The following is an 8348-nucleotide window of genomic DNA, read 5'->3' on the forward strand; positions in this document are numbered from 1 at the left end:
CCGACACAAGATCACTGTAGCGTTGGGCCTATGAGCGACGCGACTGCACCATGGCCGGCTGCGTCGGGATGGAAGCTTCCGCTACCAGGAGTGTTGGAACCGCTGCCAGAGCTGCTGTGCGCCACCACCGCATTGATCCATTCGTCGCTCGTGGCTGGAGTGCATGCCTCATGGTGGGGAGGGCCTGCGAAGCTGGCGGTTGGATTGACCACCGCGATGTTGCCTCCAGCGAAGGCGGCCGCCTCGGCGATCGTCTGGTTCAGCCGGTCCGCCATCTGAGCGAACCAGTCCGCGGTCTCGGGAAAAATGAGCGAGCAGGCAACGTCGAATGAGCGTAGGTCGCCAGTCGTGACAACGTGGGGATAACCGACCGCGATGATCTGTGCGTTGGGTGCGAGCTGGCGGATCTTCTGGTAGAGCGATGTCAACGGCACCCGGAGTCCGTCGATGACCGTCGGTTCATATTGAACCAACGGTGCGGGATCAACCCCGGCATCCGTGGTGAGGTGAAAGTCGGAGTTCATACAGTCGTGAAGCGAGATCATGCAAGCCTGGAGGATGCTGGCGAAGCGGGCGTCGTTTCCACCGATCCCGATGGTGACGTGCGTTGTGTTCTCGTCGAGCCAACCGGTGTCGAGCTGTGGCACCTCGCTGAAATGGGCCACACTACCGTTGACGTTTGCGACCACTGCGCCACTGCATGCGGCGAAGTGGAACTCGTCGTTGCCCGGATGTAATGCCACCAGATCGTTGAAAACGAGGTTCGGGTATGCCTGCGGGCTACGGTGGCAGGCGATGTGCAGGCCTCCTTTCGCGCCCTGATCGGAGTTCGAATAGTAGGGCTCGACGCCTTCCCCTGCCTGATAGGAGTCACCAAAAGCCACATAGCTGACCGCCGGTCTGGATGACGGTGTGAACGCGACGGCATCCCATGAGATGTCGACGGCGTGTCCATCCCAGTCGTTCGTGGTGACGTTGGACAGGGACACGTATGCGCCTGCGCTCAGCTGGAAGGAACCGAGGTCGAACCAGGTGTTCTTGTTCCATCGCTGGTTGACGACCCGGTGGTATGTCTTCGTGCCCGTGTAGATTCGATAGTCGGCTTGCGCGGTGTCGGCACCGTTGTTCGGAATGTGAATCCAGATACGACGCCAACCTGTTTGGCCGGCTGGTGGTGTCCATCTGCCGGTGACACGGATGAAGGAACCTCGGCTGTCAGCCACGGTATGGGCGAAATAGGAGTGCCCGAGATACCCGATGCCGGCCTGGTGGGTGTCGATGGCGCTGACGGGGCGTCCCGCGCTGTCTCTACCGAAGGACAGACCGAAGCTGCCCGACGATGTGACCGTCCCGCAGCCGGCGATGTTGGTCGATGAGTCCGGCAAATCATCGACGATGACTGCGCCCAGGGGTAAGGCGCTTGTCCCAGGCGTCTGGACAACCGGCGAGTCAGCAGCCGAACAGGACGGCGGGTACGGGTTGGCCACCGTGGGTTCTGATGCCCCGGCGCTGTAAGCAGACGGGTTTTCGTCGTTCAGATCACCTACCCGTCCCCAGGAGACCGCCTTGTGCCACCAGCAGTATTTCCGGTCCGTGTTCAGACAGTAGCCGGTCGAGGTACTGTTCCGATCGCAGGTGTTGGAGGTATCGCAGAACAGGAAGTAGTCGGTCGGCAGCGAGAGCGCCGCAGAGCCGGTGTATTTTGGGCCGCCGTTGACGAGGTCGAGTTGGGCGTGCTGTGCCCAGCCCAGCACCTTCTCCTGATATGGCCACCGGCCGGGGTGAGCCGCGTCGTCATAGTCACTGAGAAAGGCATGCCGGCTGGGATCGTAGTCGTTCTGTGCGGGATTGTTCGTCCAGCCGAGCCCCCAGGAGGGGTTCCCCGTCCCGGGACTGTATACGCCGGTGTTGTACCCCCACAGCGCGAGATACCAGTTTTCGATCTTGGTCGGGTCCGCGTTGTTCGCGACGAGTCCAAGGCTTTGAAGCTGGTTCCAGGTCTCGGTCAGGATCCTGACCGCGGCAACCATGTTCACCTCGTAATCGGTCGCGATCGCGCGCTTCTGCATATCCGTCCAGTAGCTGTCGCCGGTCTTCATGTGCTGAGTTATCTGGGCGATCCCGTACCCGCAGTCCGCCTTGGCCGGGTCCGCTCCGGCTATCAGGCCGTCGGAGCCGTAGGTCGTCCCGTAGTAGTTCGCGATGATCGGATCACCGGCGACACCGGGCAGCGCGTGCCAGCTTGCTTGACTGAAGTTCGTCTCCTGAGCGAGTACACCTTCCAGGATCTGCACGGGAATGTGTTTGCCCGGGTCGGCACCGGCTAGCGCCGGGACTGTGATCATTGATTGTGGGGTGTACTGGGACAACCCGTGTTTCTGCCAGTTGGCCGGTCTGGTGTTGGTCAACTCCTTGCGGACGGCACGACCGGCCGCCCATTCGACCTGCTTGGGCGAAGGCTGGATGATCTGCGTGTTCGGGTCGAGGGGTGCGATCGGGCATGGTGACCCTGCGCCGGACGCGATCGACGCCGCCGGAACTATCACCGGCGCCCCGGTCATGTTCATGGATGCGGGAACCACAGTGCCCGTCCTTGCCGGCTCGCTCTGAACCGGTGGCGTCCTGGTGGCGGAGGGCGTTACATGGGCGACCGTTCCTTGAGACTGCGTCCGCCGTCGTTGCGTGATCGCAATCCCGTCGTCCGTACCCGTTGGAGCTGTGATGCCCGGTACCGCCTGTCGCTCGATGACCAGGCCGCCGTCCAGTGAGAGGTCGACTGGCTGGGCCGGTGTGGTCACGACATCGATCGTGTCGGGTCCAGCGGCCACCCTGGTCGGTGCGCCGACCAGATGGTTGGCTCCCCCCCGCCCCTGCCGAAGGGACATGTTCTGTAACGGCCCCTCGGCCAGTTCGGTCACTCTTCCGTCGGCGTGGCGGGTGAAGGCCTTGGCTGTAGAAGGTCCCGCGACGGTGAGAAAGTCGACACCGTCTCGACCGGTTGGACGGAGATGATAGACAGGGCCGGGAGCCGTCGCCAGTTCTTTGGTTCCGCCAGCCGCATCGACGGTGATGAGTGATCTTCCCAATGCGGCTGTAATATCTTGCCCAGTGGGCACAGCGGACGCTATCTGCCCATGGACACTGCGAATATCCTGGATCTGTCTCCGGGCGGCATCGACCCGTATCAGCTCGGTCGTTTCACCGTCGGTACCGGTGTTTCGGCTGAACACCACTTCGGTGCCGGTACCGCACCCGGGCGTATGGTATTTTATTGCGACACGCTGGGGCGCGATCCACCGCGATCCGTCATGTAAATCGACGATGGCGGCAAACGCTCCCAGATTACGCAGCTTCTCGTCGTTGACGACAGCGACTGGTGCGAAGGTGACCGCCATGTACCGGCCATCGCCGGTGAGACAGTGGAACTCCGTCCACTGCGGTGTGTCCCATCCCTGGACGTACAGGCTCGTCAGCACGCGCCAACCGCCTGTTGCGGGATCGGCTGGTACGAGGATGTCCACACCGTCCGCCGTACCGACCGCAAGGGCCGCCACGTCACCTGTTGGGACTGGCACGCTTTCAGCGACGGGGTTTGGGCGCGGCCCGATCTGTGATGCGGCCGAAACCGGAGCGACGAGGGAGATGGCCGCGCAACCGCCGACAGCGGCGAGCGCCGTGCCAATAATTGCGAGCCGGCGGAATCGGGTCATGGCATGTCCTTCGTTCGCGGACTTCTCGCCACACCCGACCGGGTCGGCGGCAAGTATGCGGAAAATAGACCACGGAAAAACTGCCGACGCGGCGGAACGGCTAGTATTGCTGGCCGACCGCTTTGTAAGACCCGTTCGCACCTCGGATCAGCCAGCCGGTACTGTGATAGTCAACGAAGGCATAGTCATGCTCGATGTCGGTCTTGCCGACCTGGCGATAGCGCCACTCACCGCCGAATCCCGCATTGTAGCTGCCGACGTAGTACAGGCGTGAGTAGTAGATGGGTTCGCCGCTGGAACGCGACCTGGAGTCGTTTCCGCTGAACATCGAGTGGTAGACTTCCCAACCGGCTACGCCGTCGACAGTGAGTCCGTTTGCTTTCTGCCAGTTGCGGATCGCCTGTTCGGTCTGGGGGCCGTACTGGCCGTCGATGCCGCTGCTGGGTAGCACTCCTCCGATTGCAAGATTGTTCTGGACGGCCCAGACCTGCGAGCCGGAAGTGACGCAATGATTGCAGTTGCCGACGACGTTCCAGTACTGACCCCAGTCCTCGCCGGTTCCGGTGTGGTCGGCGGCTGCCGGGCTGGCGCCGGCGACGCTTGCGGCCGCCATTCCGGCCCCGGCGACCAGGCCGGCTACCGCCCGCGTAATCCATTGGTTCGGCTTCACGTACACTCCCGTTTTTCTTGAAGCGGCGATGGCTCGCGCCGCTTATCGCTGTTCCGGCCGGACGGTGGAAGCGACTTGGACTAGGGTTCTCTCCGGAAGATTTCCGGCAAGCTGAATCAGGTCGGGACCGACGGAGAATGAGACGAGAAGCTGCGGTTGGTTCGCGGCGACAACAATGTTGCGACCGTTGACGACCACGACACGGGCGTCGGGTGTGTGCTGGAGGTTGTCCATGACCCGACCTGCTGCCTCGACGGGTAGGTGATCGACGACAAAGCTGACCTGCCCGCCCGGCTGCCCTGGAGCGGGGGATTCGGGGGCGACCTGCCGGACGATGGTGAAGGCCGATGGGTGTGCGGCGATTTCACTGTCGGCCTCGACCGTCCGATTTTCGGATTTCCAGATGAACCACTCGCCCGGCATGGTGAATGTATAACCCTCCGAGTGAAAGATGCTCGACGGCCCCTCCGATGCAAGTTGAGGTGATGTCGGCGCCACATTTCCAACCGGATTATCCCGGTCATGCTGGTTGCCGGCGCAGGCGGGGAGAAAGAACAGCAGGGTGCCCACGGTAAGGACGGGACCCGTTGCCCTCCGCCAGTTCACTGCTGGTTTCCAGGTCCGGCGCGGCTCGCGTTGGAGGCGTTGAAGGTGTAGGTGCGTGGGGGCAGCGGTCCGAAGAAGGCGATGACGCGGTGCAGGAGACCGGTATCGGTGAGTTCCACGGTGTTGGTGCCGGTCAGGGCTGGCTGTCCGGTGGGGTGGTAGGCGGTCCAGCCGAACCGGGCGACATCGTGGTGGGTGTCGACGTCGCTGGTCAGGACGATGCGATGACCGGCGAACTGAGCCGTGAATGTGCTGATGTGGTCCGCGAGTGCGTCGATTCCCTCGGTGCGGACGGCCGGGTCACGGTAGAGGACGTCCCCGGTGCAGGTTGCGCTCAGTTGGTTCAGGCGCTGTGCGGGGTCCCGGGTCGTCCACGCCGCGAGGAAGGTGGACACGGCCCGGGTGAGGGCCTCGGTGGGTTGGGTAGGCAGCTGGGGTGGGGCGGTCACGGTCGTGCTCCGGCAGGGATGCCAGCGGCCTCATACGGGGCCATGTCACCGGCGAATTCACCGGCGAGATAGCGCTGTCGGAGTTCGGTTCGGCGGATCTTTCCTGATGTGGTCTTCGGGAGGGCTCCGGGATCGAGGATGATGACAGCGTGCGGGCGTAGGCCTACCTGAGTGACGACAGCGGTGATCACCGCGTCGCGTAAGGCGTCCGTGTCCGGTGTGCGTGCCTCGACGGCGACCACGAGGGTGTCGGCGCCGGGCCGGTCGGGTCCGCGGAACGCCGCGACGCGTCCGGCTCGCACGCCCTCGGCCTGGGCCGCGGCTCGTTCCACATCATGTGGAGTGATATTGCGGCCACCGACGATGAGGATTTCCTTGCGACGTCCACAGACGATGATTTCGCCGTCGGTGAGGTAGCCCAGGTCGCCGGTTGAGAGCCAGCCGTCTGTCAGGAGCCCGTCCGGGCCGGTGGTGTGGACATAGCCCGGGCTGACCGATGTTCCTCTCAGTTGGATCTCGCCGATGTCGCGGTCGTCGCGAACAACGCCGGTGTCGGGGTCGACGACTCGGACGTCGATGCCGGGCAGCGGTTGGCCGAGCCGTGGGTGCCTGGTCGTCGCGGCGCCCGGTGAGGCCGGCACTGCTCGCTTTTCGGTCTGCAGGATCGCTGTGTCGACCTCGTCGATGTGCATGCCACGGCCGGGCGGGACGAGGGATACGGCGAGTGTCGCTTCGGCCATCCCGAATGCGCACACCATTGCCGCCGGGTTGAAGCCGTGCTGTGCGGCCCGGGCGGTGAAGGATCCGATGATGTCGGGGTCGATGGGTTCGGCGCCGCAGAGCGCGAACCGGACGTGGGACAGATCCAGGTCTGCACCTGGCTGCAGCAGGCGTGCGGCAAGGCCGTAGGCGAAGGCCGGCGCGCCGATCGCGGTGCCGCGGTAGCGGGAGACGTTCGCCAGCCAGGATGTCGGGCGGGCCAGGAACTCCTCCGGAGTGGACAGGACCAGACGGCAGGCCCCGCAGGACATCGGTAGGGCCAGGAAGCCGATCAGCCCCATGTCGTGGAACAGCGGCAGCCATGAGACCAGGCAGTCGGGTACCTCTTCGTGCCGGGTCACGTCCATGATTCCGCTGAGGTTCGCCGCGAGGTTGCCGTGGGTGATGCGGACCGCTTTGGGTTCGCCGGTCGATCCGCTGGTGAACTGCCGTAGCGCGGTGTCGTCGTCGGTCAGCTCGGGCCGGGTGTAGGGCGTGCCGGCGACGGCCTGCCTCATCCGGTCGTCGACGGCGACGACCCGGCACCCACGCACCGCGGGGCTGGCGGTGAGGCCTGTGGCGAAGGGGTCGAACGGTGGGCAGAGCAGCAGCACGTCGAGGTCGGCGCTGCGGACGGCGCTGTGGCATGCATCAGCGACCAGTGTCGGATCGCCGTTGGTCGGGGGCGTCACGACGGTGACGCTCGCTCCGGCCAGCCAGACCGCGCGGATCGCGGTGACCAGTGTGCGGCTGGTGGTGCCGAGGAGTCCCACCGCGGTGCCCCGGCCGATGCCGGCCGTCTGGAGGAATCCGGCGAGGCCGATCGCCTCGGCGTGGACCTGTGCCCACGAGATGGTCTCGTCCCCGCCCGCACTGGTCAGGGTGAGTGATCCGCCGCGTCCGGCCGCTCGCTCGAAGGCGTCCAGCAGGAAGGCCGTCATGTCCCTGCCCCGGTGGGAAAGTCCGGTATCCCGGACAGCGATGGTGCACCCGGTACGGGGACCGGGTGGGAGGTCGACGGGACCGGGGGGAGTCCGACGTGGTGGCGGCAGAGCGCGAGCAGGTACTCGTCCCAGAACCGGCCGTCGTAGTAGTTGAAGTCCCGCAGTCGACCTTCGATATCGAACCGGCGACCCTCGCCACTGGCGATCAGTTCATAGTTGAATTCCGGCACCTCCATGTACAGCTTGCGCAGGTTCCAGACCTGGAACAGATATCGGACGAACAGCTCGACCGCGCTGGCGGGCAGCCCGGTGAGCAGGTAGTCCGGAGTGAACACCGCGGCCAGGTAGGCGATGCCGCGGGTGGTGTCCGCGTTGTAGGCGACGACAAGACCGATCGGTTCTCCCGTTGCGGGGAGCACCACCACGAACTGGGCGAGCACCCCCTGCCACAGCCCCGCCTGGAACGTCTCCTGGTTCGGTACGGCGCCGCGGAAACGCCAGCGGAAACCGATCTCCTCCGAGATCGCCAGCTCGTACAGGAACGGCAGGTACTCCGGGGTCACCGGCCGCAACGCAAACCGGCCGTTGTGCAGCCTGGGTGACCTTACTCCGGCTCGAGTCACGGGGCCGGGCGGCACGTCCCGCCGACGGCCGACGACCGGGTGCCCGTCACCGGCGCTGCCACGAGCGGTGTCGAGGAGCATGCACGCGTCCGCGACAGTCACGATCTGACCCGCGGGGGTCGCGTCGATGTCCACGCCCCGCGCCGCGAGCCAGACCAGGAGTTCCAGTTGTTGGAGCGAGTCCAGATGAAGGTCGTTGCGAAGGTCGGCGGAAGCGGTGACGGCCGATGGCTCAACGGCAAGGAGGCGAGCGAGGAAGCCTTCAAGATCGGTATCGCGAACGTCGGAGAGCACCGTACCCCTTCGCGCTCAACGTGGAATATAAACGATATATCCTGATAAGTTGTCTAAATCATCAGATAAGACTAGATCGATGAAAGCATGAGATGCGGTGGCGCGCAAATTAATTACACTGAGTAGCAAAATTATTGGATGTCGATCAGTGGCGCCATGAGGATTCAGGACAATCCACCTCGGACTGGAGCTGCGGAAAGTTACTATCCGTAGTCGCGAGGCTGTCTGTTCCTTCTGGTCCTTCGGTTACTCAACGTCATCGCGGTGAGCCTGGCGGGCACTGTTCGCCCGAT

The 8348-nt window shown here is 64.3% G+C and carries 6 protein-coding genes; all 6 read right to left on the reverse strand.

Annotated elements, in window-relative coordinates; all coding sequences use genetic code 11:
- Positions 1-11: 11 nt before the first annotated feature.
- The gene (locus U9983_RS25015) at positions 12-3710 is read right to left on the reverse strand and encodes a GDSL-type esterase/lipase family protein (protein ID WP_322756364.1); all 3699 of its coding nucleotides are present in this window, start codon (positions 3708-3710) and stop codon (positions 12-14) included.
- Positions 3711-3810: 100 nt separating this feature from the next.
- Positions 3811-4380, reverse strand: a complete 570-nt coding sequence (locus tag U9983_RS25020; protein ID WP_322756365.1) for a peptidoglycan-binding domain-containing protein — start codon at positions 4378-4380, stop codon at positions 3811-3813.
- Between the two features lie 42 nt (positions 4381-4422).
- Positions 4423-4950: a hypothetical protein gene (locus U9983_RS25025; RefSeq protein WP_322756366.1), complete on the reverse strand. Its 528-nt coding sequence runs from the start codon at positions 4948-4950 to the stop codon at positions 4423-4425.
- A 32-nt stretch (positions 4951-4982) separates the two neighbouring features.
- A complete protein-coding gene (locus U9983_RS25030) occupies positions 4983-5435 on the reverse strand; it encodes a nuclear transport factor 2 family protein (protein ID WP_322756367.1) in 453 nt (150 codons plus the stop codon).
- Positions 5432-7135, reverse strand: coding sequence for an AMP-binding protein (locus U9983_RS25035; protein WP_322756368.1), 1704 nt, complete (start codon positions 7133-7135; stop codon positions 5432-5434). Before U9983_RS25035 ends, U9983_RS25030 begins: the two co-directional genes overlap by 4 nt.
- Entirely contained in the window at positions 7132-8055 is a 924-nt protein-coding gene (locus U9983_RS25040; protein WP_322756369.1) for a phosphopantetheine-binding protein, read from the reverse strand. Before U9983_RS25040 ends, U9983_RS25035 begins: the two co-directional genes overlap by 4 nt.
- Positions 8056-8348 lie beyond the last annotated feature (293 nt).

This window comes from Protofrankia sp. Cas3, from assembly GCF_963555955.1.
Lineage (GTDB): Bacteria > Actinomycetota > Actinomycetes > Frankiales > Frankiaceae > Protofrankia.

Coding starts and splice junctions, on each gene's coding strand:
- U9983_RS25015 (WP_322756364.1), bottom strand. CDS start 3,710: ATGACCCGATTCCGCCGGCTCGCAATTATTGGCACGGCGCTCGCCGCT.
- U9983_RS25035 (WP_322756368.1), bottom strand. CDS start 7,135: ATGACGGCCTTCCTGCTGGACGCCTTCGAGCGAGCGGCCGGACGCGGC.